This window comes from Phaeovulum sp., assembly GCF_030684035.1.
GTDB lineage: Bacteria > Pseudomonadota > Alphaproteobacteria > Rhodobacterales > Rhodobacteraceae > UBA6213.
The window spans coordinates 22,012-48,436 of the sequence record NZ_JAUXPI010000043.1 but is presented as its reverse complement, the minus strand read 5'-3'; the positions used below and the strand labels follow the sequence as shown (position 1 = coordinate 48,436).

25 protein-coding genes and 1 tRNA gene are annotated in these 26,425 nt (G+C 63.7%); 13 read left to right on the top strand and 13 right to left on the bottom strand.

Annotated features, from left to right (window positions below; translation table 11 throughout):
• Positions 1-22: 22 nt before the first annotated feature.
• The 3 genes from Q8J98_RS09730 to metZ form a co-directional block, all read right to left on the bottom strand.
• Positions 23-2,452 carry an ATP-dependent helicase gene (locus Q8J98_RS09730; protein ID WP_305294200.1) on the bottom strand — a complete coding sequence of 810 codons (2,430 nt, stop codon included), beginning with the start codon at positions 2,450-2,452 and terminating at the stop codon, positions 23-25.
• Between the two features lie 179 nt (positions 2,453-2,631).
• On the bottom strand, positions 2,632-3,729 hold the full coding sequence (gene folE2 / locus Q8J98_RS09725; RefSeq protein ID WP_305294164.1) for a GTP cyclohydrolase FolE2: 1,098 nt from the start codon (positions 3,727-3,729) through the stop codon (positions 2,632-2,634).
• An 85-nt stretch (positions 3,730-3,814) separates the two neighbouring features.
• A complete protein-coding gene (gene metZ / locus Q8J98_RS09720) occupies positions 3,815-4,990 on the bottom strand; it encodes an O-succinylhomoserine sulfhydrylase (protein ID WP_305294163.1) in 1,176 nt (391 codons plus the stop codon).
• Between the two features lie 136 nt (positions 4,991-5,126).
• Between metZ and Q8J98_RS09715 the strand changes: the two genes are divergently transcribed.
• Positions 5,127-5,828, top strand: coding sequence for a glutathione S-transferase N-terminal domain-containing protein (locus Q8J98_RS09715; protein WP_305294162.1), 702 nt, complete (start codon positions 5,127-5,129; stop codon positions 5,826-5,828).
• Here the strand turns inward: Q8J98_RS09715 and Q8J98_RS09710 are convergent, their stop codons facing one another.
• The 5 genes from Q8J98_RS09710 to lipB form a co-directional block, all read right to left on the bottom strand.
• Positions 5,829-6,344, bottom strand: a complete 516-nt coding sequence (locus Q8J98_RS09710) for a DUF2244 domain-containing protein (RefSeq protein ID WP_305183990.1) — start codon at positions 6,342-6,344, stop codon at positions 5,829-5,831.
• Between the two features lie 7 nt (positions 6,345-6,351).
• Complete coding sequence (gene ctaD, locus Q8J98_RS09705) at positions 6,352-8,031, bottom strand: cytochrome c oxidase subunit I (protein ID WP_305294161.1); 1,680 nt, start codon at positions 8,029-8,031, stop codon at positions 6,352-6,354.
• 140 nt (positions 8,032-8,171) lie between these two features.
• The gene (locus Q8J98_RS09700) at positions 8,172-8,588 is read right to left on the bottom strand and encodes a cytochrome c family protein (RefSeq protein ID WP_305294160.1); all 417 of its coding nucleotides are present in this window, start codon (positions 8,586-8,588) and stop codon (positions 8,172-8,174) included.
• Between the two features lie 163 nt (positions 8,589-8,751).
• Entirely contained in the window at positions 8,752-9,324 is a 573-nt protein-coding gene (locus Q8J98_RS09695; RefSeq protein ID WP_305294159.1) for a cytochrome c family protein, read from the bottom strand.
• Between the two features lie 85 nt (positions 9,325-9,409).
• Positions 9,410-10,081, bottom strand: a complete 672-nt coding sequence (gene lipB / locus Q8J98_RS09690) for a lipoyl(octanoyl) transferase LipB (protein ID WP_305294158.1) — start codon at positions 10,079-10,081, stop codon at positions 9,410-9,412.
• 177 nt (positions 10,082-10,258) lie between these two features.
• Between lipB and Q8J98_RS09685 the strand changes: the two genes are divergently transcribed.
• The 6 genes from Q8J98_RS09685 to Q8J98_RS09660 all read left to right on the top strand — a co-directional run bounded on the left by Q8J98_RS09685 (position 10,259) and on the right by Q8J98_RS09660 (position 17,006).
• A complete protein-coding gene (locus Q8J98_RS09685) occupies positions 10,259-11,887 on the top strand; it encodes a peptidoglycan-binding domain-containing protein (RefSeq protein ID WP_305294157.1) in 1,629 nt (542 codons plus the stop codon).
• Between the two features lie 141 nt (positions 11,888-12,028).
• Positions 12,029-12,115, top strand: a tRNA-Leu gene (locus tag Q8J98_RS09680).
• 290 nt (positions 12,116-12,405) lie between these two features.
• The gene (locus tag Q8J98_RS09675; RefSeq protein WP_305183996.1) at positions 12,406-13,518 is read left to right on the top strand and encodes an ABC transporter ATP-binding protein; all 1,113 of its coding nucleotides are present in this window, start codon (positions 12,406-12,408) and stop codon (positions 13,516-13,518) included.
• Positions 13,519-13,620: 102 nt separating this feature from the next.
• A complete protein-coding gene (locus tag Q8J98_RS09670; RefSeq protein ID WP_305294156.1) occupies positions 13,621-14,694 on the top strand; it encodes an ABC transporter substrate-binding protein in 1,074 nt (357 codons plus the stop codon).
• A gap of 70 nt (positions 14,695-14,764) precedes the next feature.
• On the top strand, positions 14,765-16,048 hold the full coding sequence (locus tag Q8J98_RS09665; RefSeq protein WP_305183998.1) for an ABC transporter permease: 1,284 nt from the start codon (positions 14,765-14,767) through the stop codon (positions 16,046-16,048).
• Positions 16,049-16,052: 4 nt separating this feature from the next.
• Positions 16,053-17,006, top strand: coding sequence for an ABC transporter permease (locus tag Q8J98_RS09660; RefSeq protein ID WP_305294155.1), 954 nt, complete (start codon positions 16,053-16,055; stop codon positions 17,004-17,006).
• Between the two features lie 38 nt (positions 17,007-17,044).
• Here the strand turns inward: Q8J98_RS09660 and Q8J98_RS09655 are convergent, their stop codons facing one another.
• On the bottom strand, positions 17,045-17,503 hold the full coding sequence (locus Q8J98_RS09655) for a GatB/YqeY domain-containing protein (protein WP_305294154.1): 459 nt from the start codon (positions 17,501-17,503) through the stop codon (positions 17,045-17,047).
• A gap of 166 nt (positions 17,504-17,669) precedes the next feature.
• On the opposite strand from Q8J98_RS09655, the gene carA reads away from it, so the two are divergent.
• Both carA and Q8J98_RS09645 read left to right on the top strand, forming a co-directional pair.
• On the top strand, positions 17,670-18,836 hold the full coding sequence (gene carA, locus Q8J98_RS09650; RefSeq protein ID WP_305294153.1) for a glutamine-hydrolyzing carbamoyl-phosphate synthase small subunit: 1,167 nt from the start codon (positions 17,670-17,672) through the stop codon (positions 18,834-18,836).
• 93 nt (positions 18,837-18,929) lie between these two features.
• A complete protein-coding gene (locus Q8J98_RS09645; protein ID WP_305294152.1) occupies positions 18,930-20,864 on the top strand; it encodes a glycosyltransferase in 1,935 nt (644 codons plus the stop codon).
• Positions 20,865-20,896: 32 nt separating this feature from the next.
• On the opposite strand, the gene Q8J98_RS09640 is transcribed toward Q8J98_RS09645, so the two are convergent.
• A complete protein-coding gene (locus tag Q8J98_RS09640; RefSeq protein WP_305294151.1) occupies positions 20,897-21,535 on the bottom strand; it encodes a GntR family transcriptional regulator in 639 nt (212 codons plus the stop codon).
• 110 nt (positions 21,536-21,645) lie between these two features.
• On the opposite strand from Q8J98_RS09640, the gene Q8J98_RS09635 reads away from it, so the two are divergent.
• Positions 21,646-22,293, top strand: coding sequence for a pyrimidine 5'-nucleotidase (locus Q8J98_RS09635; protein ID WP_305294150.1), 648 nt, complete (start codon positions 21,646-21,648; stop codon positions 22,291-22,293).
• A gap of 50 nt (positions 22,294-22,343) precedes the next feature.
• Complete coding sequence (locus Q8J98_RS09630; RefSeq protein ID WP_305294149.1) at positions 22,344-23,534, top strand: UbiH/UbiF family hydroxylase; 1,191 nt, start codon at positions 22,344-22,346, stop codon at positions 23,532-23,534.
• A gap of 99 nt (positions 23,535-23,633) precedes the next feature.
• Here Q8J98_RS09630 and ilvC read toward each other — a convergent pair whose 3' ends face one another.
• Positions 23,634-24,656, bottom strand: coding sequence for a ketol-acid reductoisomerase (ilvC, locus tag Q8J98_RS09625; RefSeq protein WP_305294148.1), 1,023 nt, complete (start codon positions 24,654-24,656; stop codon positions 23,634-23,636).
• A gap of 130 nt (positions 24,657-24,786) precedes the next feature.
• Here ilvC and Q8J98_RS09620 point away from each other — a divergent pair, with 130 nt between their 5' ends.
• Positions 24,787-25,245 carry an Lrp/AsnC family transcriptional regulator gene (locus Q8J98_RS09620; protein ID WP_305294147.1) on the top strand — a complete coding sequence of 153 codons (459 nt, stop codon included), beginning with the start codon at positions 24,787-24,789 and terminating at the stop codon, positions 25,243-25,245.
• Entirely contained in the window at positions 25,242-25,700 is a 459-nt protein-coding gene (locus Q8J98_RS09615; RefSeq protein ID WP_305184007.1) for an Lrp/AsnC family transcriptional regulator, read from the top strand. The genes Q8J98_RS09620 and Q8J98_RS09615 overlap by 4 nt, the downstream gene beginning before the upstream one ends.
• Here the strand turns inward: Q8J98_RS09615 and Q8J98_RS09610 are convergent.
• Entirely contained in the window at positions 25,697-25,966 is a 270-nt protein-coding gene (locus tag Q8J98_RS09610) for a DUF1467 family protein (RefSeq protein ID WP_305294146.1), read from the bottom strand. The genes Q8J98_RS09615 and Q8J98_RS09610 overlap by 4 nt on opposite strands.
• Entirely contained in the window at positions 25,966-26,370 is a 405-nt protein-coding gene (mce, locus tag Q8J98_RS09605; RefSeq protein ID WP_305294145.1) for a methylmalonyl-CoA epimerase, read from the bottom strand. The genes Q8J98_RS09610 and mce overlap by 1 nt, the downstream gene beginning before the upstream one ends.
• Positions 26,371-26,425: the final 55 nt, after the last annotated feature.

Here is a 26,425-nt window from a genome sequence, read left to right as displayed (position 1 = left end):
CCGGGATAGTTGGCCCAAGACATCAAAACGGAACATCATCCGCGTTGTCGGCGGCGACCACATAGCTTGCCAGCAGCTTCTTTTCACCCGCCTTGTCAAAGACCACCGTCAGCTTGTCGCCCTCGATCGCGCGCACCAGCCCGTAGCCGAACTTCTGGTGGAACACCCGCGCACCCGGCTCGAAATCGCTGACCGCATCAAGATCGATCACCACATGGCGCGCCTCGCGCGGTTGCGCGAGCGGGCGCGAAGCGGCGCGTTCCTGCATCCGTTTCCAGCCGGGCGAGGCATAGACATCGGCGCGCGCCGCGCGTTCTTCGATGGTAGAGGCCGCCGGGCGCGCAGCCGCGCCAAAGCCGCCGCCATAAAGCCCCGGCGGGGTCAGCACCTCGACATGGGCGGCGGGCAGATCGTCAATGAAGCGCGAGGGCAGCGCCGATTGCCACTGGCCGTAAACCCGGCGGTTGCCGGCGAAAGAGATGGTGCAGAGCCTCTCGGCGCGGGTAATGCCGACATAGGCAAGCCGCCGCTCCTCCTCCAGCGCCCTGAGGCCGCCTTCGTCCATGCTGCGCTGGCTGGGAAACAGGCCATCTTCCCAGCCCGGCAGAAACACCACCGGAAATTCCAGCCCCTTGGCCGCATGCAGGGTCATGATACTGACCTTTTCGGCGGCATCCTCGCTGGCGTTGTCCATGATCAGCGAGACATGTTCGAGAAAGCCCTGCAGATTTTCAAACTGCTCCAGCGCCTTGACCAGTTCCTTGAGGTTTTCCAGCCGCCCCGGCGCGTCAGGCGACTTGTCGGCCTGCCACATCGCGGTGTAGCCGGATTCCTCCAGGATTTGCTCGGCCAGTTCGATATGGGACTTCGTGGGCACCCCGCGAACGAATGATCCTAATGAAACGCCCACTTCGTCGTCGTGCACGACTATTTCACCAGTATCCGCAACCCTAACGAGTGGTCCCACAACTTCGCTATGCCATCGCTCCACGCCCTCGACAAAGCCGCGCAACTGCCCAGCCCCCTTGCCGGTGATGCCGCCATGCGCCAGCAGTTCCCGCGCGCCGTCCAGCAAGGAAACCCCCGCCGCCCGGGCCGCGCGCTGGATGTTCTGCACCGCCTTGTCGCCAAGCCCGCGCTTGGGCAGGTTCACCACCCGCTCGAAGGCCAGATCATCATCGGGGCTGACCGCAAGGCGGAAATAGGCCATCGCATCGCGAATCTCGGCGCGCTCGTAAAAGCGCGGGCCACCGATCACCCGGTAGGGCAGACCGATGGTCAGAAAACGGTCCTCGAAAGCCCGCATCTGGTGGCTGGCGCGCACCAGTATGGCCTGGCTGTTGAGGCCCACGGCGGCCAGTTCGCGCGCGCCGCGCTGCACCGCCTCGACCTCATCACCGATCCAGCGCGCCTCTTCCTCGCCGTCCCAATGGCCGATCAGCCGCAGCTTCGCGCCGCTTTCGGCCTCGGTCCAGAGCGTCTTGCCAAGCCGCCCCGCATTCGCCGCGATCAGCCCAGAAGCGGCGGCGAGAATATGCCCGGTCGAGCGATAGTTCTGCTCCAACCGGATCACCTGCGCACCAGGGAAATCCGTCTCGAAGCGCAGGATGTTGCCGACCTCGGCACCGCGCCAGCCGTAAATCGACTGGTCATCGTCGCCAACACAGCAGATGTTGCGGTGACCCTGCGCCAAGAGCCGCAGCCACAGGTACTGCGCCACGTTGGTATCCTGGTATTCGTCCACGAGGATGTACCGGAACCAGCGCTGATATTGCGCCAGAACATCGGGGTGTGCCTGAAAGATCGTGACCATGTGCAGCAGGAGATCGCCGAAATCGACCGCATTCAGCGCCCGAAGCCGCGCCTGATACGCCACATAAAGCTCGCCGCCATAGTTGTTGAAACTCGCGGCCTCGGCCCCCTTGACCTTCTCCGGGGTCAGCGCGCGGTTCTTCCAACCGTCGATCAGCCCAGCCAGCAGGCGCGCAGGCCAACGCTTTTCGTCGATGTTCTCGGCAGCAATCACCTGCTTCAGCAGCCGGATCTGGTCGTCGGTATCCAATATGGTGAAGTTCGACTTCAACCCCACCAGTTCCGCATGCCGGCGCAGAAGCTTCACCGAGATCGCATGAAAGGTGCCAAGCCAGGGCAGCCCCTCGACGCTTTCGCCCATCAGGCGGCCAAGCCGTTCCTTCATTTCGCGCGCCGCCTTGTTGGTGAAAGTGACCGCCAGCACCTCGTTTGGCCGCGCCCGACCAAGGCTGAGCAGATGCGCGATGCGCGTGGTCAGGGCGCGGGTTTTGCCGGTACCCGCGCCTGCAAGCATCAGCACCGGCCCATCCAGCGCCTCGACAGCCTGCCGCTGCGCCGGGTTCAGCCCCTCCAGATAGGGGGCAGCGCGCGCGGCGACGGCACGGGCCGTCAGGGAGGGGGATGCAGGGGTCTCGCTCATGGCGCGACCATAGCCCCGCTCGCCGCGCTCGCCAAGCGGTGTTCGCCGATTGTTCATGGCTTCTTCTTCGCCAAAATACCCTCGGGGGTGAGGCGCGCCCGGAAAACCTTCCGGTGGAAGGTTTTCAGCACCGAACGCGCGGCCGCTGGCCGCGCAGGGGTGCCAGAAGGCCCCCCGCCTCAGCCGCGATGCAGGAGGCTGGCGAACAGGTCCGGATCGAGGCTTGCCGCCGCGAAGGTCGGGCCTTCGGTCAACAGGCTCACCGCATCGTGGCTGTGCAGGCTTTCCTGATGGCTGGCAAGCACGCGGAAATCGCCGACCCTTGTTTCGGCCAGCAATTCGGCGGCAAAGGCGCGGGCAGCATCTTCAACGAAAATCGGATGCGCGGCGTTCAGTTCGGCAAATGCCTGTTCATCCTCGCGCTTCACCATGACCTGTGTTTCGGTAGGCACGGCGCGCCGCGCCGCCTCGATCAGGTCTTCGAACCAGAGGCACTCCGTCCCCTCCAGCACCACCGAAATGCGCGCGCGCGAACGCTGCGAATGCGGCGTGGCAAGCTGGCCGCGGCTGGCGCGGGCATGTTCGGAAAGCTCCAGCGAGCAGGGGCAGGTCGAAGCGTAGACATAATCGAGATGCATGATCCGCCGCCGCACGCCCGCCTGCTCGACCAGTTCCAGCGCAATATCGTAGTATTGCCAGCCGGACAGGCCTGAACGCAGCGCGGCTACCTTGAGCGGGTAGGAAAACCGCATCTGAATGCGCGCGTCGAAGGCGTCATGGTCGTTCATGTAATCGGCCAGTGCCGCCTCTATGACCTGAAAACTGAAGGCGCGTTCGGCATGGGCGTAGAAAGACCGCATGATGCGGCTCATGTTGATGCCTTTTCGCTCGGCATCGAGGCTGACGGTGCCGGTCACCGAGGTGTCGAGCGTGACCTCGCCTCCATCGCGGCGGCGAAAGCGGATCGGCAGGCGAAAGTTGGATATGCCGACATGCTGGATTTGCGCGCGGGCACCGACGATCAGGCTGGCCGGGCCGTTCTGCAAATCGGGCAAACCCGCGCGGTAGGCGGAATCGGCTTCGAACCCATGCGGATAGACACGGCGCAGATCGGGGTAATTGACCAGCGGTGCGCCTGGCAGAAGCCGGGCGATCGCGGGGTCGAGCCCGGCAATCTCGGTATGGCTCGCGCGCACCGCCCAGGCGCGAAGCACCTCTAGCGCGGCCTCTGCCTCATCGCGTTCGGGTGCCATCGGCAAGCTTCCCTGAATATTCATTCGCGTTCTCCCAGTGCTTGGCGCGGGCCACCCAATGTGGGGAGCAACGCGGCGTTTCGCAACTGAATACGCGCCTGCGCCCCGTTCAGATCACTGTGAGCGCTTCCAGCACGTCGGCCACCAGATCGCCGGTATCCTCGATACCAAGCGACAGCCGCACCAGACCTGGGGTGATCCCCAGAAGCGCCTTTTGCTCGGCGGGCAGGCGCTGGTGGGTGGTGGTAGCCGGGTGCGTAGCGATCGAGCGCGCATCGCCAAGGTTGTTCGAGATCAGCCAGATCTTCAGCGCGTTGAGGAAGGCGAAGGCGGCCTTTTGCCCGGCCTTGAGCTCGATCGACACGATCGTGCCCCCTGCCCCCATCTGCGCCATGGCAAGCGCGTGCTGCGGGTGGCTGGGCAGGCCGGGGTAAAGCGTGCGCGCCACCGCAGGATGCGCCTCGAGCGCCTCTGCCAGCGCCAGCGCGCTGGCAGTCTGGGCCCGCACCCGCAGATCGAGCGTCTGCATTCCGCTCAGCAGCACCCAGGCGTTGAACGGGCTAAGCGCCGCGCCGGTATGCTTGAGATAGGTTTCCAGCGGCCCGCGGATATAGTCGCGGCTGCCGCAGACCACGCCGCCAAGGCAACGCCCGCCACCGTCAATATGCTTGGTCGCGGAATAGACCACGATATCCGCGCCCAGCTCGACCGCGCGCGAATTGATCGGTGTCGCAAAGACGTTATCGACAATCACCAGCGCCCCGGCCGCATGGGCAAGCCGCGCCACGGCGGCAATGTCGATGACCTCGAGCGTCGGGTTCGAGACGCTCTCGAAGAACACCGCCCTGGTCGCGGGGGTGATCGCGCTGGCCCAGGCGGCAAGGTCAAGCCCGTCAACCAGCGTCACCGCCACGCCAAACCGCTTCAGAATGTCGAGCACATAAAGGCAGGAACCAAAAAGCGCGCGTGCCGCCACCACATGATCGCCCGCCTTCAGGATCGCGGTCAGCGCGGCATTGACTGCGGCCATGCCCGAGGCCGTGGCAAAGGCATCTTCGGTGCCTTCAATCGCGGCGATGCGGTCTTCGAAGATGCGCACGGTTGGGTTGCCGTATCGGGCATAGATGAACTCATCCCGGCCCGCCTCGATAAAGCGCGCCTCGGCGGCCTCGGCGCTTTCGTAAACAAAGCCCTGCGTCAGGTGGATGGCCTCGGCCATTTCGCCCCATTGGCTGCGCTTCACGCCGGCATGAACCATTTTGGTGCGGGGTTTCCAGTCAGACATCGCGGCCTCCGGGCATGGGCTGCGGCAGGGTGCCGCAGCACGCGGCCTAGCGCGGCGGCACAACGCGGTCAACATGCCAGCCCTTGCAAGCGCCGCGCGAGGTGCCATTTTGAGGAAAACCAAGCGGAGGTATGCGATGTCGGCTGCAATCGAGCTTTACTACTGGCCCACGCCAAACGGCTGGAAAATCTCCATCGCGCTGGAAGAGATGGGCCTGCCCTATGTGGTCAAGTTCATCAATATCGGCAAGGGCGAGCAGTTTGCCGCTGATTTTCTGGCAATTGCCCCGAACAACCGAATGCCGGCGATCATCGACCCCGAGGGGCCGGATGGCGCGCCGGTTTCGGTGTTCGAATCGGGCGCGATCCTGCAATATCTCGCGCGCAAGACCGGCCGCTTTTATGGCAAGGGCGAACGCCAGCGCATTGCTGTGGAACAATGGCTGATGTGGCAGATGGGCGGGCTTGGCCCGATGGCGGGGCAGGCACACCACTTCCTGCGCTACGCCCCGGCAATGGACCCGCCGCAAGACCTGCCCTATGCCAAAGACCGCTACCGCGCCGAGGTCGCCCGGCTTTATGGCGTGCTCGACCGGCAGTTGGCGCGCGCGGAATATGCGGCGGGCGACTTTCTTTCCATCGCCGATTTCGCCATCTGGCCATGGGCAAGCCTTTGGGAAGGCCAGCAGCAGACGCTTGAGGACAAGCCGAACCTGGCGCGCTGGCTGGCGCTTCTGGCCGCGCGCCCGGCTTTTCAGCGCGGCCGCGCGGTGGGGGCGGAGTTGCGTGGCGATCTGGCGCGCGACAAGGCCGCGCAATCGGTGCTGTTCAAGCGCTGATCAGCGGCGCGCCAGGAGGCGCGCAAGCTCGTCATGCAGGCAGCGGCGCTCTTCGGCGGTCAGGAAAGCACCGAGCTCGACCACCCTGCCGCCGCCGCTGAGCGTCAGATAGTCGGGCACCGGCCCGCCCTGTGCCAGCAGATGAAGGCGCACCCATTGCGGGTTGGCCTGCCAGTATTCCGGCTCGCGGCCAACGGTGCTGTGCAAAAGCGTCAGGCTGCCCGGAACCAGCGTCAGGGTTTCTTGCACCTCGCCCCGGCGCAGGTTGATCCGCAAGGCCCAGATCAGACCCGCCAGCGCCGCGCCAAGAAACGGCAGCAGCACCCAGAGCGCGACAGTGCCAAGCAGCGATACCAGCGGCACCGCTAGCAGCGCCGCCGTCATTGCAACGAACGCCGCAAGACCGCGCCGATGCGACGAGCGCTGCGGCCATGCCCGCAGCTCGGCCCGCGCTTGCGAAACGGCCCCGGAGTGATCCGGGGCCGCAGGCTCGTCTTGCAACCATTCGTAAGGCATCGCCGCCTCAATGCGTGTGGCTATGGTCCCAGTCTTCGCGCTTGGGAAGCTCCTCGAACGTATGCTCCGGCGGCGGGCAAGGCAGGGTCCATTCCAACGTGTCGGCGTATTCGTTCCAGTAGTTGTTCTCGGTCACGCGCCTGCCGTAGCGCAGGGTGTAGAACACGATACCGAGGAAGAGCACGAACGAGGCGAAGGCAATGAAAGCACCGATCGACGACACCCAGTTCCAGTAGGCAAAGGCCTCGGGGTAGTCGATGTAGCGCCGCGGCATGCCCTGACGGCCAAGGAAGTGCTGCGGAAAGAAGATCAGGTTCGAACCGACGAACATTGACCAGAAATGCAGCTTGCCTGCCCATTCCGGGTAATGCCGCCCGCTCATCTTGCCGATCCAGAAATAGACCCCGGCAAAGATCGCAAACACCGCGCCAAGGCTCATCACATAGTGGAAATGCGCCACGACATAGTAGGTGTCATGATAGACCCGGTCGAGCGGTGCCTGGCTGAGCACCACACCGGTCACCCCGCCGACGGTGAACAGGAAGAGGAAACCGAAAGCCCAGAGCATCGGCGTCTTGAACTCGATCGAGCCGCCCCACATCGTGGCAATCCAGGAGAACACCTTGATGCCGGTCGGCACCGCGATGACCATGGTCGCCAGCATGAAGTAGCTTTGCTGGGACAGGCTCATGCCCACGGTGTACATGTGGTGCGCCCAGACGACGAAGCCGAGCACCCCGATAGCCACCATCGCGTAAACCATCGGCAGATAGCCGAAGATCGGCTTGCGCGAGAACGTGGCAATGACGTGGCTGATGATTCCGAAGCCCGGAATGACGATGATATAGACCTCCGGGTGCCCGAAGAACCACAGGATATGCTGATAAAGAATCGGGTCGCCGCCACCTTCGGGATTGAAGAAGGTGGTGCCGAAGTTGCGATCCATCAGCAGCATGGTGATCGCCCCGGCCAGCACCGGCAGGCTCAGCAGGATCAGCCAGGCGGTCACGAAGATCGACCAGGGGAACAGCGGCACCTTGTGCAGCGTCATCCCGGGTGCGCGCATGTTGAGGAATGTCGTGATCATGTTGATCGCGCCGAGGATCGAGCTCGCACCCGAAACGTGCACCGCGAAAATGGCGAGATCCATCGAGATCGTATCGGCATTCTGCGTCGAGAGCGGCGGGTAGAGCACCCAGCCGACACCGGCCCCCAACTGGCCATCCGCCGAACCGGGCGACAAGAGCGAGGCAACGCCAAGGCAGACACCCATGACATAGAGCCAGAAGCTGAGGTTGTTCAGCCGCGGAAAGGCCATGTCCGGCGCACCGATGTGCAGCGGCATGAAATAGTTGCCAAAGCCGCCGAACAGCGCCGGGATCACCACGAAGAACATCATCAGCACGCCGTGATAGGTGATCATCACGTTCCAGAGGTGGCCATTCGGCGTGCAAGGCTCGGCCGCGTTGGCGATGAAGCGGGCACCCTCTTCGCACATATACTGCACGCCGGGTTCCATCAGCTCCATCCGCATGTAGACGGTGAAGATCACCGAAAGCAGTCCGACGACGCCCGAAGTGAAAAGATAGAGAATTCCGATGTCTTTGTGATTGGTGGACATGAACCAGCGGCTGAAAAAGCCGCGCTGCCCATGCGCACCGTCGCCGTGTACGGCCGCGTCTGCCATGCTGATCTCCCATCATCCCTGAGCGCGGGGCTTCTCCCGAACCACGCACCTATGGAAGTGTTCTAGATCGCAAATTCGCACACGGCAATGCAGCAGCTGCGGCAAATGCAAATTTTGCCGCAGCCGGAACCTGCGGCAGGCTATTGAACCAGCGACAAGAGGTAGGCGACGATGTCTTCCTGATTCTTGGCAGTCTTGCCGGTCATTTTCGATTTGGCATCCGGATTGCCGGTCTTGTCCTTGATCCAGATGTTCGGGTCGGTCATGTAAACTTCAAGCTCGTCATCGGTCCAGACCATGCCGGTTGCGCCAACCGCCAGGATGCCTTCGCCGTAAAGCGTGTAATCGGCCATCGAGGCGACCTGGCGGCCAATGACATCATAAAGGTTGGGTCCGACCTTGCCACCTTTCACCAGCGCCTCACCGGCAGGGGTAACGACCGAATGGCAAGCCTTGCAGAGGTTGAATGCCTTTTTGCCAGCTTCGGCGTCGCCATCCGCCAAAGCGGGAACGGCAAATGCCAGCATCGTTGCGGCGGTAACAAACAGCTTTTTCATGATCAGGTCCTTGGTTGACGACACGAGTTTGGCGAAGCTGGGCCCGCCTCGGTGCAGGCCCAGCGGCGATGCAGCTATTGCCATTAGCAGGAAAAACCGCGCGTGGTTCAAGAATCATTAAAAAGAGTGGCACCCTCCCTGGCAAAGTCCATGAGGTTGCATGTCACGGCTGCGGTCCGACCGCGCGAAGATAGGTGACAAGCGGCGCGTGGCCCTTGACCAGCGAATAAACCATCGTGCCATCGGCCTTTGGATCGCCGGTCACCTCGCGCAGGTATCTTTTCGGATTGTAGGAGTAGCGCAAGATGTTCTCGACCGTCCAGATCACCCCCTTTTCACCCGCCTGCCGCATCGATTCGGAATATTCAAAGCCCGCCTGCTGCGCTGCGGGACGGTCGATGATGCCGTAAAGGTCGGGTCCGAGGCCGGATCCGAGCTCGGTCACGGTGCCGTCAGGCTGGGTGACCGAATGGCAGGGCCGACATTGCAGGTAATATTCGCGCCGGTTGGCTGTCGTGACCTCGGCAGGGCCAGCCGCGGCAAGCGCCGCGACCGCCGCAGCAATGCGCTCGTCGGAAGTTGTCACCGAAATCACCGGCGTGCCTGCGGTTACCGAATTTTCCCCGACCGGCGCTGGCGAATTTTCTTCGGCACCACGCAGCAGCAGCACTGCGCCGGTTCCTGCGGCAATGACAATCAGCGCCACCCCCGCCACTACCATCTGACCCCCGCGCATGCCGGCCTCCATTCATGCAGCTCCGGTGAATCTTAGGCCGCAGAGCGCGAAATCACAGGTGCCGCGGTGTCGCAGCAGCGAAAACTCACGCAGACGTGCATTGCGCCGCAGCGGGCATGCTGCGGTCAAAAGTGGCGATGAGCGCCGCATCGAGATCGGCCATCGTCACCGGCTGGCCAAGGTCGACAAGGCTGGTGACGCCGTGCCCGGAGATGCCGCAGGGCACAATGCCGCAAAAATGCGCAAGCTCCGGTTCGACGTTGATCGAGATGCCGTGAAAACTGACCCATTTGCGCAGTTTCACCCCGATTGCCGCGATCTTGTCTTCGCGCGGGGTGCCGTCGGGCAGCGGTGGCTTGTCGGGGCGCGTCACCCAGACCCCCACCCGCCCCGCGCGCCGTTCACCCTGCACGCCGAATTCTGCGAGGGTGGCGATCACCCAGGCCTCCAGCGCGCCGACGAAGCGGCGCACATCGCGGCCGCGGCGGTTGAGATCGAGCATCACATAGATCACGCGCTGGCCCGGACCGTGATAGGTGTACTGCCCGCCACGCCCGGTTTCATGGACCGGAAAGCGATCCGGCCAGAGCAGATCTGCGGCACGCGCCGAGGTGCCCGCGGTATAAAGCGGCGGGTGCTCGAGCAACCAGATCGCCTCGTCGGCGCGGTTTTCGGAAATGGCGGCCACCCGCGCCTGCATGAAGGCGACCGCATCGGCGTAGGGCACATGCGACTGCGAGGTGATCCATTCTACCACTTTTCCACCTCCGAGCTGGTCAATCCGCAGCCAGTTTCTGCGAAACGCCTTGATCTGGCGACGATTCGGGCGAAGAATTGCCGCGCAATGCGCCCCGTTTCCGGGGACTGGTGCGTTGCCCGCGTGTTCCGCTTGCCCGGACCGCCTCGGGCGACCCGTAGTCAGGAGGAGAGTTGAATGATCTCGAAAAGATTTGCAATGGTGCCGATGATCGCGGTGCTGGGGATGACCCCGGCGGGTGTGGCGTTGGCAGATAACGGTCTGGTGGGTGGTCTGATCGGCGGCCTGATCGGTGGCGCAATCATCAATGAGGCGGCGCGCAACAATGCCAACCGCAACGCCACGGTTGCCGTAAGTTCGGCCCAACGCGAAGCCAACCGCGAGGTGCAGGTTGCGCTCAACCATTTCGGCTTCAACACCGGCACTCCCGATGGCGTGCTTGGCCAGCAATCGCGCCGCGCGATCAGCGATTACCAGATCGTGCTCGGCTATTCGCCGACCGGCCAGTTGACCGATTTCGAGCGCTCGCATCTTGTCGGCTCCTATCACCGCGCAATTGCCGGCGGGGCGCTGACCATGCAGCAAGCCGCGACAAACCCGATGGGCATGCGCGGGCTTCTGGTGCTCTGGCGCGACGAGGCGATGGGCGTCAGCCCGGCACCGGGGGTTATCACCAAGGCACCGACAGCGCCCGAGTTCAACAAGGCCGTCAGCCCCGAGCCCGCACCCGCGCCGCAGCCCGCCCCGACCCCGATTCCGGTCATCACCGCAACGCCGGTGGCTCCGGTGCCAACCTCGCCCGGCCTGCCGACCTTCCTTGGCGGGGCCGTGGTGCAGGCATCGCTTGCCTCGCATTGCAACAAGGTCAGCCTGATCACATCGAGCAATGGCGGTTTTGTCACCGCCGCCTCGATGACCGACCCGCAGCAGGCGCTGGGCGAGCAGTTCTGCCTTGCGCGCACCTATGCCATTACCCAGGGCGAAGAAGCGGCGGCGCGCATTGCCAACGTCAGTTCCGCCGACATTTCAGCGCAATGCGCGGGCTTCGGCCCGGCGATGGCCGAACATGTGGCGGCGCTTTCGCTGCGCACCCGCAGCGAAGTGCTGGCCGGCGTGTCGAGCTTTGCGCTTGGCTCGGGCATGGCACCGGTGCAGCTTGCCGCGACCTCGAAGATCTGCCTCTCGGTCGGCTATCGCACCGACAACATGGATGTGGCGATCGGATCCGCGTTGCTGCTGACGGCATTGGGCGAGCGGGTTTACAGCGAGCTTATCGGCCACCATCTGGCGATGGGCTTCGGCACCACCGCGCGGCCCGACCTGGCGCTTGACTGGTACCAGAACGGCATCGATGCGCTGGCCTCGGGCAGTGCTGCGGTGTTCGCGCCCGGGCAACCCGAGCGCACCGACCTGATCCGCAAGGCGGCCTATACGCTGGGCGGCCGCAGCGACCTGCTTGCGCCTGTCGCGCCGGCAGCACCTGCGCCCACCGGCCTGCCCACCTTCGCGGTCGCCCCGGCACCCGCACCCGTCCCGGTGCCCGCGCCCGCGCCGGTCGTTGTGGCGACCCCGGCACCTGTGCCCGCGCCCGCGCCGCTGCCATTGGTCGCAGTTGCGCCAACTCCGGTACCGGTGCCCGCACCTGCGCCGGTCGCGGTTGCGGCACCCGCGCCGATCGAGTTGCAGGCAGTGGTCGAACCGATGGTGATTCCGGCGATTGCCGATCAGCCTGCGGTAGCGCAGCCGGTCGGTGTCGCGACCGGGCTGGTCACGATCCTTACTTTGCCCGCGCTCTTTTTCCGCTGAGCCGGGGCATCTGAATCGGGCCGGGGGGCGGTGCCCCCCCCCGGCCTTCGTTTTGCCGCCATCAAATGCGTTCGCGGGCACAAAATCCGCTTTCCTTCGCCCAAAGGCTCGGCTAAACACCGCGCCACCAAGCCTAGGCGTGCGGTCGTGGCGGAATTGGTAGACGCGCAGCGTTGAGGTCGCTGTGGGGTAACACCCGTGAAAGTTCGAGTCTTTTCGACCGCACCACTTCCCCCCCCTTTTCGTCCCGCGGCATTGCGCACGGCGCATTGCGCTGATGCCGTGACCGGCAGCCGATTCTGCGGCGTTCCCGGCAGACCACAGCGGCATTTTCGCTTTGGTCGCAAGACCTGCACCAGATGCCGCTTTCGGGCGGGTATTCTGGCGCGTCAGCCCGCAAATGCCTGCACACCCAGGCCCCTGGCCCGGCAGCGGAACAGACGGGTTGAATTCTGTTCAGGCTTTCGATTAAGTCAGGGAACGGGATAACAACGAAAAAAACGAACGGGGAGCCCTAAGTGACTGCAAGCAACGCCGCAGCTGTCGGCGAAGGATTTGTCGTCTTTGATCGCGTGCAAAAAAGCTACGACGGTGTAACGCTTGTCGTCAAAGACCTGAACCTTTCAATCGCCAAGGGTGAGTTTCTGACCATGCTCGGCCCCTCCGGGTCGGGCAAGACCACCTGTCTGATGATGCTGGCGGGGTTCGAAACCGCAACGCATGGCGATATACGGCTCGACAGCCGCCCGATCAACCAGGTGCCGCCGCACAAGCGCGGCATCGGCATGGTGTTTCAGAACTACGCGCTTTTCCCGCATATGTCGGTCGGCGAAAACCTCGCATTTCCGCTGGAGGTGCGCGGCATCGGCAAATCGGAGCGCGAAGCGAAGATCAAGCGCGCGCTCGACATGGTGCAGATGGGGGCTTTTGTACACCGCCGCCCGGCGCAGCTTTCGGGTGGCCAGCAGCAGCGCATCGCACTTGCCCGCGCGCTGGTGTTCGACCCCAAGCTGGTCCTGATGGATGAGCCGCTCGGCGCGCTCGACAAGCAGTTGCGCGAACATATGCAGTTCGAGATCAAGCATCTGCATGACAGTCTTGGGCTGACGGTGGTCTATGTTACCCACGACCAGGGCGAGGCGCTCACGATGAGCGACCGCGTGGCGGTATTCAACGACGGAGTGATCCAGCAGCTCGACACGCCGGACGAGCTTTACGAGCGGCCGCGCAACAGTTTCGTGGCGCAGTTCATCGGCGAGAACAACAAGCTTACCGGGGTCGTTGAACAGATTGAGGCCGGCAAGGCGCTGGTGCGGCTGGCCACTGGCGAGGTGATTGACGCAACGCCGGTGAACGTCACCCACAAGGGCCAGAAAACGCTGGTCTCGATCCGCCCCGAGCGGGTGGAATTCAAGCCGGATATGATGCCCCCCGGTGCCCATGTGATCGGTGCCGAGGTGATCGAGGTGATCTACATGGGCGACATTCTGCGGGCGCGGCTGCATGTGGCGGGCTCGTCGGATTTCATCATGAAGATGCGCAACACCATCGGTCAGACCCGGCTTTCACCGGGTCAGACGGTGAACATCGGCTGGGACCCGCTTGACGCCCGTGCGCTTGAACCACTCTGAGTCTTGGGTTCGGGATGACCGCCCGAACCCGTTTCTGCCGTGACGTTCGCGGCCAAAAGTGACAATAAGTCAAAAACTTCAACAACCAACCGGGAGACTGCAATGAAAAAGACCCTGATCCTTACAACCGCCCTGATCGCTGCCGGCGCTGCCGCCGGTGCGCAGGAAATCAACGTCATCTCGTGGGGTGGCGCTTACACGAAGAGCCAGGTCGAAGCCTATCACAAGCCCTTCACCGCCCTGACCGGTATCCGCGTCAACTCGATCGACGCCGACAACCCGGTAGTGCCGCTTAAGGCGCAGGTCGAAGCCAAGAACGTCACCGGCGATCTGTTCGACATCGAGCTTTCCGATGCCGTGCGGCTCTGTGACGAAGGCATGCTCGAACCGATCGACCCGGCGATGCTGCCGCCCGCACCCGATGGCACGCCTGCCACCGAAGACTTCCTTGACGGCGCGCTGTCGGAATGCGCGGTGGCGACGATCTTCTGGTCCACGGTTTTCGCCTATGACGCATCGAAGTTCACCGGCGAAGCGCCCTCGACAATCGCTGATCTGTTCGACACCGCCAAATTCCCCGGCAAGCGTGGCCTGAAGAAAGGCCCGAAAGGCACGCTGGAAATGGCACTGATGGCGGATGGCGTTCCCGCCTCTGAAGTCTACGCCGTTCTTGCCACCCCCGAAGGTGTGGACCGCGCCTTCGCCAAACTCGACACCATCAAGGCATCGGTGGTCTGGTGGGAGGCAGGCGCGCAACCGGCGCAGCTACTGGCCGATGGCGAAGTGATCATGGCGACTGCCTACAATGGCCGTATCTTTGATGCCATCGCAGCCGAAGGCAAGCCGTTCCAGATTGTCTGGGATGGCCAGTACATGGACTTTGACCTCTGGGCGATCCCGAAGGGCGCGCCGCACCTTGAAGATGCGCTGAAGTTCCTCGCTTTCTCGACCGACACCCAGCGGCTAGCGGATCAAGCCAAGTGGATCAGCTATGGTCCGGCACGCAGGTCTTCGGCGGCGCTTGTCGGCCTTTATCAGGACGGCAAGACCGAGATGGCACCGCACATGCCAACCAACCCGGCCAACATGGGCAATGCCCTGCTCACCGACTTCGAATTCTGGGCTGACCATGATTCCGAGCTGAACGCCCGCTTTGCCGCCTGGCTGGCTGGCTGATTACAGACCGGGGCGGCACCTGAAAGGTGCCGCCCCCCCCCCACCCCCTCCCTGCCCGAAAGCCGCGCCCATGTCAGATGCCCCGGCCCTGCTTACCACCGCCGATGGCCAGCCGCTGAAATCGGCGCTGGCGCATTCGCAGGCGCGCTCGCGCCGCCGCGCCTTCCTGCTGGTGGCACCGCTTTTCCTGTTCGTGGTGATCACCTTCGTGATTCCGATCGGGCAGATGCTGTTCCAGTCGGTCTATAACCCCGGCTTTATCGAATACGAAAACCGCGATACCGGCGAGATCACCAAGCTGATGACAAATGTCACGGCCTGGTTCGAGCAGAACCCGCAGGGCACCCAGCCCGACGAGACCGCATATGCCGCGCTCGCCGCCGACCTCGTGCATCTAAAAGCGACTCGCGCAGGCGGCTCGGTGGGAGAGCGCATCAACTACGATATCCCCGGCACCCGCTCGCTGTTCACCACGACCGTGCGCAACGCCGACAGGCTCGCGCCGCCCTACCGCGAGGCGCTTGCCGCCGCCGATGCGAAATGGGCAGATCCGCTGGTCTGGCGGGCGATGCGCTCGGCCTCGACCGGCTACACGCTCGATTTTTACCTCAACGCATTGGACCTGACCCGCGACGAAACCGGCGCAATCGTGCAGGTTGACCAAAAGGTGCGGGTCTATGTGATGCTGTTCATGCGCACCCTCGGCCTCTCGGCAGCGATCACGCTGATCTGCCTGGTTCTTGCCTTCCCGATTGCGCATCTGCTGGCAACGCTGCCGCTGGCAAGATCGAACCTGCTGATGGTGCTGGTGCTGCTACCATTCTGGACCTCGCTTCTGGTGCGCACCACCTCGTGGATCGTGCTGCTGCAAAGTCAGGGCGTGGTGAATGACCTGATGGTAGCCGTCGGCATCATCGGCGAAGATGGCCGAATCCAGATGATGTACAACCGCATTGGCACGATCGTGGCGATGACCCATATCCTGCTGCCCTTCATGGTGCTGCCGCTTTATTCGGTGATGCGCCCGATCCCGCCTTCGTATGTGCGCGCCGCGCGCTCGCTCGGGGCTACCTCCTGGACCGCATTCCGCCGGGTCTATCTGCCGCAAACCCTGCCGGGTGTCGGGGCCGGGGCGCTGCTGGTTTTCATCCTCGCGGTTGGCTACTACATCACCCCGGCGCTGGTCGGCGGTGCCGATGGCCAGCTGATCTCGAACCTGATCGCCTTCCACATGCAAAAGTCGCTGAACTGGTCGCTGGCCGCGGCGCTGGCGAGCATCCTGCTTTTCGGTGTGCTGATCCTCTACTGGCTTTACGACCGTATCGTCGGCATCGACAACATGAAGCTGGGGTAATCCGATGGCTCTTCCAACCTATGCCACCCCGCTTGAACGGCTTTGGCGCGCGACATATCTGGTCATCTGTTCGCTGATCTTCCTGTTTCTGATCGCGCCGATCCTTGTCATCATTCCCTTGTCGTTCAACGCCGAGCCCTATTTCACCTTCACCGACAGAATGCTGGCGCTCGACCCCGAAGGCTATTCCTTGCGTTGGTATGACAGCCTTCTGACTTTCGGCATGAATGCGCCAGATGCGCCGCGCGACAGTTCGTGGTGGTCGGATGTCTGGCACAACACCACCTGGGTGCGAGTTGCCAAGAACTCGATCATCATCGGGTTTTTTGCCACCTTGCTTGCAACGGTTCTAGGAACATTGGCCGCACTCGGCCTGTCGCGGCCAGAAATGCCCTATCGGCGGGTGATCATGGGGGTGCTGATTTCGCCGATGATCGTGCCGCTCATCATCACCGCGACCGGTCTGTTCTTCTTCTACTCCAACCCATGCGGCCTCTTTGGCATGATCGGCCTGCCATCAGATTGCGGCAAGTTGGCGGGCACTTATCTGGGCGTGATCCTTGCGCATGCGACGCTGGGCATTCCCTTTGTCATCATTACCGTCACGGCAACGCTTGTCGGCTTTGACCAGTCGCTGACCCGCGCTGCGGCGGCGCTTGGTGCAAACCCGCGCACCACCTTTTTCAAGGTGGTAATGCCGCTTATCATGCCCGGCGTGATCTCTGGCGCGCTCTTCGCCTTCGTGACCTCGTTCGACGAGGTTGTGGTGGTGCTTTTTGTCGCCGACCACACGCAACAGACGATTCCGCGGCAGATGTGGAACGGCATTCGCGAACAGATCAGCCCGCAGATCCTCGCGGTTGCAACAATTCTGGTTATCATCTCGGTTGCGCTGCTGACCACTGTCGAGTTGCTGCGCCGCCGGTCGGAGCGGTTGCGCGGTGTCACCCCGCGCTAGGCGGGGCCGCGCGACACTGCGGCAGGCGCAAGCGCGCCCTAGGTCAGTCGCGCCTTGACCAACGGGCCGACAGCCCCAAAATCCATCTGGCCGAGGTAGCGGGCCTTCAATTCGGCCATCACCCGGCCGATATCGCGAATTCCGGTGGCTCCCGTAGCCGCCACCGCAGCGTCGATTGCCGCGCTCACTTCGGTGCTATCCATCTGGCGCGGCAGGAATTCCTCGATGACCTTGATCTCGGCGCTTTCCTTTTCCGCCAGTTCCAGACGCCCGGCCTCCTCATAGGCACGCACGCTTTCGTGCCGCTGCTTGATCATCCGGGCGAGGATGGCAAGAATTTCGGCATTGCCCACGGTGCCGCCGTCAGGTTCGTTGCGCATCGCAATCTCACGGTCCTTGATCGCGGCAATGATAAGCCTGAGCGTCGAGAGCCGATCTGCCGATTTCGCGCGCATCGCGTCCTTCAACCCTTCGGCGATCCGTTCCCGCAATTCCATCGCATCCACCCCTTCGCCGCGTGAGCTTTCAGCATAGCGGATTGCGCGCCCGGGCACAACATTCTCAACCCATTGAGAAACATAAGAAAGTCCTTCCGCCCCCGGACCTTGACCGCCGCCGCCAGCGCCTTTAGGTTCGCCCGAATCCACCCTGGGAGAGTCGCCCATGCCCGCCAGCCGCCCCAACCCCGAAAAGCCTACAGCCTGCATCGCGCTTGCCGATGGCTCGGTGTTCTTTGGCCGCGGTTTTGGCGCGACCGGCGAAACGGTGGCCGAACTCGTTTTCAACACCGCAATGACGGGCTATCAGGAAATCATGACCGACCCTTCCTATGCGGGCCAGGTCGTGACCTTCACCTTTCCCCATATCGGCAATGTCGGCGTTACCGCCGAGGATGATGAAGCTGCCGCGCCGGTGGCCGCAGGCATGGTGGTCAAATGGGACCCGACCGAGCCTTCCAACTGGCGGGCGACGGGCGATCTGGTGCAATGGATGGAGCGGCGCGGCCGTATCGGCGTGGGTGGCATCGATACCCGCCGCCTGACCCGCGCGATCCGCCAGCAAGGCGCGCCGCATGTGGCGCTTGCGCATGATCCGGAGGGGCGGTTCGACGTTGCAGCGCTGGTCAAGAAGGCGCGCGCTTGGGGTGGGCTGGTTGGCCTCGACCTCGCCAAAGAGGTGACTTGCGCGCAAAGCTACCGCTGGGATGAAATGCGCTGGGCATGGCCTGCGGGTTATACCCGCCGCGAGGGTCCGGGGCTGCGCGTGGTGGCGATAGACTTTGGTGCCAAGCGCAACATTCTGCGCTGCCTCGCCTCGAGCGGCTGCGAGGTGACCGTGCTGCCCGCCTCGGCCACCGCTGCCGATGTGCTGGCGCAGAACCCCGAGGGTGTTTTTCTCTCGAACGGCCCCGGCGACCCGGAGGCGACCGGAGCCTATGCCGTGCCGATGATCCAGGGTGTGCTCGCGGCCGATCTGCCGCTGTTCGGCATTTGCCTTGGCCATCAGATGCTGGCGCTGGCGCTTGGGGCAAGGACCATCAAGATGAACCACGGCCACCACGGTGCCAACCACCCGGTGAAGGATATTGAAACCGGCAAGGTCGAGATCACCTCGATGAACCACGGTTTCGCGGTCGATAGCCAGACCCTGCCCGAGGGGGTGCTGGAAACCCATGTCAGCCTGTTTGACGGTTCGAACTGCGGCATCCGCATGCTCGACCGGCCGGTATTTTCGGTGCAGTACCACCCCGAAGCAAGCCCCGGCCCGCAAGACAGTGTCTATCTTTTCGAGCGGTTCACCGAGGCAATGCGCCTGCGCCGCGCGGTTTGACCCTAGGCAGCCGACGCTGCCTTGCTGACCTTAACGCTTCATTAACCCCGGGTCGCAAGAGTGGGCGCATCGCCCCTTGTCCCGGCTGCCGCCATGCTTGCCCTTGCCACTGACCAAACGCCTCAGGCCGCGCTCGCGCGGGTTGGGGTTGATGCGCCGCAAGCCGCGCTGCGCGGCACCGAAACACGCCGCCCTTTGGGGCGCATCTTGCTGGAAATGCAGGCGATTTCTCCCGATAACCTGCTCAAGGCACTAGCCCTGCGCAAGCGCCAAGAGGTGCGATTGGGCGACATCCTGCTCGCGCATGGCTGGGTGCGCGAAGCAGACCTGATGGCGGCCTTGGCCGAACAATGGCATGCCGCCGTCATCGACCCGTTGAACGACCTGCCCGATCCGCGCCTGATCGACCGAATCGGTGCCGAAACCTGCCTCAAGTCCGGCATGCTGCCGTGGCGTCGGGTTGCCGGATGCACCGTCATCGCCACCTCGCGCCCCGAAGATTTTGCGCGCCTGCGCGATACCCTGCCCGAAGCGCTTGCGCCCTATGCGATGGTGATCGCATCAGAACCGTCGGTGCATGCGGCGCTCTTGGCACGGCGGCAGACCGCGCTCATCCGGCGCGCCGAAACCTTGGTCGCCGCGCGCGAAAGCTGCCGCAACATCAACCGACCGCTGGCGCACAAGATTGCCTGGGCCGCGCTGATCGGGGCCGCGGCTGCATTCTGGCTTGCCCCGATCGCAAGTTTCGCGCTTGTGACCTTCTGGGCGGTGCTGACACTTGCCGCCGGTTCTGCGCTCAAGCTTGCCGCCTTTCTGGCCGAACTTCTGAGCAATTGGCGCGAGCGTCGCGTGGCGGCCGTGCCGCCGCCTTCCATTGCCCGGCTGCCGGTGGTTTCGCTGCTGGTACCACTGTTTCGCGAACACGACATTTCGGGGCGGCTGCTGGCCCGCCTGGCTCGGTTAAGCTACCCGCGCGAGTTGCTCGACGTGTTGCTGGTGGTCGAGGAGGAAGATGCGGCCACCCGCGCCGTGCTTGCCCGCATCCGCCTGCCGCATTGGGCGCGGGTGATCGTGGTGCCTGACGGACCGATCAGGACCAAGCCGCGGGCGCTCAACTTTGCGCTCAATTTCTGCCGCGGCACGATCATCGGGGTTTATGACGCCGAGGACGCACCCGACCCGGACCAGATCTTCGCCGTGGTCCGCCGCTTTCACGAACGCGGTCCAGAGGTTGCCTGCCTGCAAGGCGTGCTCGATTATTACAACCCGCGCACCAACTGGCTTTCGCGCTGTTTTACCGCCGAATATGCGGCGTGGTTTCGCGCCATGCTGCCGGGCCTCGCCCGGCTCGGGCTGGTGGTGCCGCTTGGGGGCACGACACTGTTTTTTCGCCGCGCGGCGCTTGAGGCGCTCGGCGGGTGGGATGCGCATAATGTTACCGAAGACGCCGATCTGGGCATTCGCCTTGCAAGGCACGGCTACCACACCGAACTGATCGCCACGGTAACCCACGAAGAAGCGAACTGCCGGACCCTGCCCTGGGTGCGGCAACGCTCGCGCTGGCTCAAGGGCTACGCGATGACCTGGGGGGTGCACATGCGCGACCCCCTGCTTTTGTGGCACCAACTTGGCGCGTGGCGCTTCATTGGTTTTCAGGTGCTGTTCCTCGGCACCTTGTCGCAATACCTGCTGGCTCCGGTGCTTTGGGTGTTGGCGGTTGTGGCAATCGGCGCTGGCCATCCGCTGCACGGGCTGGTCGGGGACCGGGGTCTTGGGCTGCTGACCGGGCTTTTCATCGCCTCGGAAGTCATCACCATGGGGGTTGCCGCCTGGGCGGTTCGCGGCCGCGAACACCGCCACCTCTGGCCCTGGCTGCCGGTGCTAAACCTTTATTTTCCGCTTGGCGCGCTCGCCGCCTGGAAGGCCATCTACGAGGTCGCAGTGCGCCCCTTCTATTGGGACAAGACCGCGCACGGGTTTTTTGACCAGCCCGCATCCACGCCACCCGCAGCCGCTGCGCACGCCTGAATTCCTGCCACCCGCAGGGGTTTTCAGTGCCTTCAGCCGCGTGATCGCCCGATGCCTGCCGCGTCGAGTTTCAGCCGCGTTTCGAACGCCTTCGAGATATGCGCCCGCAAGGCTGCCTGCGCCGCCTCGGCATCGGCCGCGGCAATCGCATCGACAATTGCCTGATGCTCGGCCAGCGCGGTTTCGCCGCGCCCCTCGGCAGCCAGCGAGGTGGTGGCCAAAAGCGCCATCGAGCGGTGCACGAGGTCAAGCTGTGCCACCAGATAGCGATTGTGCGACGCGAGATGAAGCTGGCGGTGAAACCGCTTGTTGGCGCGGCTGAGCGCCACCGGGTCGCCGATATGGGCGCGGTCTTCCGCCACCATGTCGCCAAGCACGCGGATTTCCTCCGGGGTTGCATGCCGCGCGGCCAACCGTGCTGCAAGCCCTTCAAGCTCTGCCCGCACCACATAAAGCTCGGCCAACTGGTTGTGATCGAGCGAGGCGACGATCAGGCTGCGCCCGTCGCGTGCCAGCATCGATTGCGTTTCAAGCCGTTGCAACGCCTCGCGCACCGGGGTGCGCGACACGCCAAGACGGTCGGCCAGCTCCGATTCCACCAACCTGTCGCCGGGCCGGTACACCCCGGCGTCGATAGCTTCGAGGATCAGGGTATAGGCATCTTTCTGCATCGCTTCTGTTCCGTTTCTGCCCGGCACCGGAGCCTATGCCGGGTGCCGCCCTGCTGACAAGCCGATAGCGCAGCTTGCGGGGGGTGCCCGCCGCAGCTAGGGTTCGCACCATGCCAGCAGCCGATTTCGCACATGTCTCCAACTGGGTCTTTGACCTCGACAACACGCTTTACCCGCCCTCGGCGCGGCTGTTCGAGCTGATCGAGGTTCGGATGACCGCCTATGTCATGCAATCGCTTGGGGTTGACCGTCCCGAGGCAGATCGGCTGCGCAACGCCTATTGGCAGCGCTATGGCACCACGCTGGCCGGGCTGATGCGCGAGCATGGCGTTGACCCCGGACCCTATCTGACCGAGGTGCACGAAATTTCGCTTGCCGCGCTGCAGCCCGACCCGGTCTTGCGCGCCCAGATCGCGGCGCTGCCGGGGCGGCGCTTCGTGTTCACCAATGGCTCCTCGTCCTATGCCGGGAAAGTGCTGGATGCGCGCGGTCTTGCCGGGATTTTTGACGGGATTTACGGCGTCGAACATGCCGGATTTCACCCAAAACCGGATGCCGCGGCCTACGCGGCGGTTTTTGCCCGCGCCGAGATCGCGCCAGAGCGCGCCGCGATGTTTGAAGATGACCCGCGCAACCTGATGGTTCCGCACGCGCTTGGCATGCGCTGCGTGCATGTGGCCGAAACGGCGGTAGAGGCTCCGCACATCGACCACCACACCAGCGATCTGGCGGGGTTTCTGGCCAACCTTCGCCGCTGAGGCTTGGCCCCGGCGCGCGCGCCGCCTATGTTCGACGCTCAGGGGGGGCGATGGCAGAGCAGTTCGACATCGTGGTTTCGGGCGGCGGCATCGCCGGAATGGCGGCGGCGGCTGGGTTTGCCACGCTCGGCGTTACGGTGGCCTGCATCGATCCGGAGCCGCCGGTAACTGCCGAAGCGGCGCAAGGTGCCGATCTGCGCTCGACCGCATTGCTGCGGCCCTCGGTCGAGCTGTTGCGCGGCATCGGCCTCTGGCCCCGGCTTGCCCCGCATGCGGCGGCCTTGCAGGTGATGCGGATCATTGAAGCGGAAGCTGCCGAAGCGCGGCTGGTACGAGATTTCGATGCCTCGGACCTCTCGAACGAACCTTTCGGCTGGAATCTGCCGAACTGGCTGATTCGGCGCGAAATGGTGGTGCATCTGGCGGGTCTTGCGGGGGTGAGCTTTCGTCCGGGGCTTGCGACAACCGCGGTTTTCACCCGCGAGGGGTCGGCCCAGGTGACGCTTTCCGATGGTTCCCGTCTTGAAGCACGGTTGCTGGTGGCGGCCGACGGGCGCGAAAGCCCGGTGCGCAAGGCGCTTGGCATCGGCCTGCGCAAGCTGCGCTATGGGCAAAAGGCGCTGGCATTTTCGGTAACCCACCCGGTTCCGCATCAGAATGTTTCGACCGAGATTCACCGCTCCGGCGGCCCCTTTACTCTGGTGCCGCTTCCCGACCGCGAGGGGCTGCCCTCATCCGCGATCGTCTGGATGGAGCGCGGGCCCGAGGCCGAGCGGCTGGCTGCGCTGCCGGTGCCGGATTTCGAGGCGGCGCTGCTCGATCGGTCCTGCGGAATTCTCGGGCCACTGCGGCTGGTGACCGGGCGCGCGCTCTGGCCGATGGCAAGCCAGATTGCGCACCGCTTCACCGCCGAACGAACCGCGCTGATCGCCGAGGCCGCGCATGTGGTGCCGCCAATCGGCGCACAGGGGCTGAACATGAGCCTCGCCGATCTTGCCTGCCTGCTTGAACTGGCGCGCCGCGACCCTGCGGGGATCGGCGCACCCGCCATGCTGGCCGCCTATCAGCGACAGCGCTGGCCCGAGGTGGCGGCTCGCGTTGCCGGTATCGATGCGCTGAACCGCGCCTCGATGTTTGGGGCAAAACCGATGCGCGAGGCTCGGGCGGCAGCGCTTGCAGCAATGCACGCGCTCGGCCCGATCCGGCGCGGGCTGATGCTGGCGGGCCTCGGCGCGCGCTGAAGGCCCCGGGGGCGCAGCCCCTCGCACCCCGCGGGGCATCTTGACAATGAAGAAGGGGTGCCAAGTCTGGCACCCCCGATGTTTGTTTTTGTATTACAATCAGTTGCGCGAACGATCCACCATCTTTCCCTTGGATATCCACGGCATCATGGCGCGCAGTTTCTCGCCGACCTTTTCGATCTGGTGTTCGTCGTTGCGCCGACGGGTGGCCTTGAAGAAGGGCTGGCCAACGGTGTTTTCCTGCATGAACTCGGAAACGAACTTGCCGGTCTGGATATCGGTCAGTACTTCCTTCATCCGCGCCTTGGTTTCGGCATAGGGCAGAATCCGCGGGCCCGAGACGTATTCGCCGTATTCGGCGGTGTTGGAGATCGAGTAGTTCATGTTGGCAATACCGCCTTCGTAGATCAGGTCCACGATCAGCTTGACCTCGTGCAGGCACTCGAAATAGGCCATTTCCGGCTCGTAACCGGCTTCGACAAGGGTTTCAAAGCCCATGCGGATCAACTCGACAAGGCCGCCGCACAGCACCGCCTGTTCGCCGAAAAGGTCGGTTTCGCATTCCTGGCGGAAGTTGGTTTCGATGATCCCCGAGCGGCCGCCGCCGATGCCGGAACAATAGGACAGGCCAATTTCCATCGCCTTGCCCGATGCATCCTGATGCACGGCGACAAGGCAGGGCACACCGCCACCCTTCACGAATTCACCGCGCACGGTATGGCCGGGGCCTTTCGGGGCCATCATGATCACATCAACACCGGGTTTCGGTTCGATCAGGCCAAAATGCACGTTGAGACCATGGGCAAAGGCAATCGCCGCGCCATCGCGCAGGTTGTCATGCACATATTTCCTGTAGGTCGCGGCCTGCAACTCGTCGGGCATCGTGAACATGATCAGGTCGCACCAGGCCGCAGCTTCGGCAATGCCCATAACCTTGAGGCCTTCGGCCGAGGCCTTTGCTGCCGAAGCCGAGCCTTCGCGCAGTGCCACGACCACGTTTTTCGCCCCCGAGTCGCGCAGGTTCAGCGCGTGGGCATGGCCCTGGCTGCCGTAGCCAAGAATGGCCACCTTCTTGTCCTTGATCAGGTTGATGTCGCAATCACGGTCATAATACACACGCATGGGGGCCTCCTCGGGCTGAGTTGATGCACAAGACAATAGACTTCCCGTCGCGATATTCTGCGCTTTCTTTGACTGAAAGAGCAGAATTTGATAATGATCATTCGCATACCTTAGCAATTCCGGTTTTTTCATGCAGATTGACGATACCGACCGCAGGATCTTGCGGCAGATGCTGGCCGAGCCGGAACTGCCAACGGTCGAACTTGCCGAGCGCGCCGGGGTGACCGCCGCCACCTGCTGGCGGCGGTTGGAAAGGTTGCGGGCAGGCGGTGTGCTGCGCGGTGAACAAGCGTTGATCGACTGGCGCAAACTGGGCTGGGAAGTGGAGGTAAGCCTTCGTTTCACCTTGGACAAAACCAACCCCCGCGCCTTTGACGAGTTTCTAGCCTCAGCGCGTGACGTTCCGGAAGTACTTGAAATTCAAACGTTCCTTGGAAGGACAGATGTGCGCTTGAATGTCATTGCGCGCGACATGTTGCACTATCAGGACATTTACCGCAGCCGCATCCTGACTCTGCCGCATATCGCCGACAGCGAAGCGCTGATGCTCGTCTCAACGATCAAGGACAGCCATGGGGTGCCCCTGTGATTGACCTTGACGATACCGACCGCGCAATCTTGCGCAGCCTTGCCCGCGATGCAACGCTGAGCGCCGGGGCTTTGGGGCGGGTGCTGGCCATCAGCCAGCCAGCGGCGTGGCGGCGAATCAGGCGGCTGGAAGCGGCGGGGGTGCTTTGCGGGCGGCGACTGGTGCTCGACACCGCCGCGCTCGGCTTTGGCGTGACCGTGTTTCTCGGCATAAAGCTCGCGGCCAAGGGCCGGGTTTCACTGGAAGATTTCGAGCGCGCGGCGACCGCCATCCCGGAAGTGCAGACGGTGCAGCATGTGCTTGGCCTTTTTGACTACCGCCTGCGCATCATCGCCCGCGACATTGCCGATTTTGAGCGCGTATTGCGGCGTCGGATCATGACCCTGCCCGGCATCGGGCAGGTAGAGGCAAATGTGCTGCTATCCGAAGAGCGGCGGCCGGGGCCGCTCGGTTAGCGGTCAAGCTGCCCGAACCAGTCGATATCTGCCAGCGTCACCCAACCCGATTCGATCACCCCGGCGATGATCGCCCAAAGCAGCACCGCGACCACCGTGGTCAGCCGCGCCTTGCGACCAACGCCGCCTGCCGAAGGGGCGGATTGCGGCGTGCCCGGCACCACTTCTCCGGCCTCGCCCTGCGTTTTCAGCCGCAGCGGCAGCAGGATGAAAAACACCATGAACCAGGTCACGGCGAACAGCACGACAGCGGCTGTGGCATTCATCAGACCTGCTCCAGTTCTACAAGGCAGCCGTTGAAGTCTTTGGGGTGCAAGAACAATACCGGTTTGCCATGGGCTCCGATCCGGGGCTCGCCCGAACCCAGAACGCGTGCGCCAGCGGTGGTGAGCCGGTCGCGCGCGGCGAAGATGTCATCGACTTCGTAGCAGATGTGATGAATGCCCCCGGCCGGATTCTTTTGCAAAAAACCGGCAATTGGCGAGCCCTCGCCAAGCGGATAGAGCAACTCGATCTTGGTATTGGGCAGTTCGACGAAAACCACCGTCACGCCGTGCGCAGGCTCGTCCTGCGGCGCACCGACGCTGGCACCAAGCGTATCGCGATATTGCGCCACCGCCGCTGCAAGGTCGGGCACCGCAATCGCCACATGGTTCAATCGTCCGATCATCTGCCCCCGCCATTCATCGCCAGTGGTTTAGCCTGCGCGCGGCAGGCGGGCAATC